At 51.0% G+C, this 1,875-nt stretch carries 1 protein-coding gene and 1 pseudogene; both read right to left on the reverse strand.

Features of this window, described 5'->3' with window-relative positions; all coding sequences use genetic code 11:
- Positions 1-160: 160 nt before the first annotated feature.
- Positions 161-391 (reverse strand): annotated as a pseudogene (locus tag F1542_RS16825) (transposase); the annotation flags it as partial.
- A 110-nt stretch (positions 392-501) separates the two neighbouring features.
- Positions 502-1,875 (reverse strand): TonB-dependent receptor (locus tag F1542_RS16830; protein WP_193734004.1); only part of this gene is annotated, 1,374 nt, incomplete at its 5' end.

A 1,875-nucleotide genomic window follows, 5' to 3' on the forward strand; every position in this document is an offset into this window, starting at 1 on the left:
AAATGACAGCTACAGGTTCCGCGCCAGCACCGCCGCGTCAAAAAACAGAAAGGACAGATCCTCTTCTTGACCGCCCGCCCGACTATGCCTGAAATAGCAGCTGGCTGGGTCAATTCCTGATGAAAAAACCGGGTCAGTTCTCAGTGAAAATCAACACGTCCATCATCTGGGCGAAGATCCCCGTGGCGCCCCAGCGCTTCCAACGGTTGTAGAGCGTCTTATGTGGACCGTATTCCCGGGGTGCACCGCGCCAGCGCAAGCCGTTCCGATTGACAAAAATGATGCCGCTCAGCACGCGGCGGTCATCAACGCGGGCTCTACCATGGCTCTTTGGGAAAAAGGGCCGCAGACGCTCCATTTGTTTGTCCGTCAGCCAAAACAGGTCGCTCATCTCCAGTCTCCTCACGGAGCCTGAATCAGATTTCCACAATCAAATCAATGGGTCCTGAGCCTAGGTTAGTCTCGCCTTATGACCTTCAAAATGGCCAACCCGACAGGCTACTAGAAGTTATAATGTAATTCGCAACCAATCCATCGGGGTGTCTGGATGTATTGTACTTTGTTATTATCGCTTCCGGTAAAGGCATATAAACTGCCCTTACTGTTTTGCAGATTGTCAACATACACGGCGGCAGTCCATTTGCCTGTCTTGGGGCCAACCTCCATTCGCAGACCGAGGGAGCCAATCTTGCTGCTCTTGGCGTTGTTATCACCAAGTCCGGTCAACATGTTGTCTTTCCACGTGTAGCTAGTCTGTAGCGTTACCTGATAGCGGTTTACATTGATATTGTAACGGGCTACCGCGCTCCATGAAAAGCGGGGAGAATCAGGTAGGGAGGAGTTGCGTGCGACCGGTGGATCCAGAGACAAGCCGTTGATATAATTCACCGGGCTTTTGACCTGTGCATCAAGATAGGCAAAGGAACCCCGGATATCGAGGTTGGGCACCAGGTTATGCAGCGTGGTGGACAGTTCACCACCACGGGTGCGCGCACGCGGGATCGTGCCAAGCGTAAGCGAGTTCTCGGTTGTCGTTATCGGTGCGAAGAACAGGGTCTGGCGGTTGTGATATTCATAGTCGAACAGAGAGCCTTCCACCTCAAGCCTGTCGTGCAGAAGAGAGGATTTGATACCGACTTCATATGCAATCAGGTTTTCCGGCTTGACATAATCAAGCGCTCCGGCCGCCAGCACGGGTGCGGCAAAATATGAACCCGCCTTATAGCCATTTGAAATCGTGCCGTATGCGTAAGTGCCCGGCACAATCTGGTAACGTAGGCCCACACGCCCGGTAAAACGATGATAGTCATGGCGTTCATTTACCCCAGTGAGCGCATCACCTACCCGGGCATTATACGGAGGCAAAAGTCTTGAACTGCTGGCACTGATTTCCGCATATTTTGATCCACCGTCAAAACCACGTTCATCATAAGAAAACCGACCTGATGCAATGAAATCCAGTTTTTTTGTAATATTGGTAACCGTGTTTACATAAATCCCCGTGGACAGGTTCTGCTGAGAGAAATGATTATCTAGACTAATCCCGCTGCTAGACTGTGTACGGTCACTGGTGTAATCACCGTCTATCTTGTCATATGCTTCAAAAATGCCAACGGTCAGGTGAAAAATCTTTGCTAGGTTCATACGCAGGTGCATGTCATGCGATTGCGCTATGGCCGTATCATTCCATCTATAGTCAGAAACATGAACGGAAGAACCATCATAGTTGTCCATGTCATCACGACGAAAGAAATCGATCGCTGTCGTGGATGAGAAGTCACCAAAGTCAAACGCCTTGGTATAATTGACGGACAGGCCCCCGCCATTCTCGTTTCGCTGAGGGACGGCGTTGCCCACGCTGACCGCATTGGCTGA

This window comes from Komagataeibacter sp. FXV3 (genome assembly GCF_015155755.1).
In the GTDB taxonomy this organism is placed as follows: domain Bacteria; phylum Pseudomonadota; class Alphaproteobacteria; order Acetobacterales; family Acetobacteraceae; genus Komagataeibacter.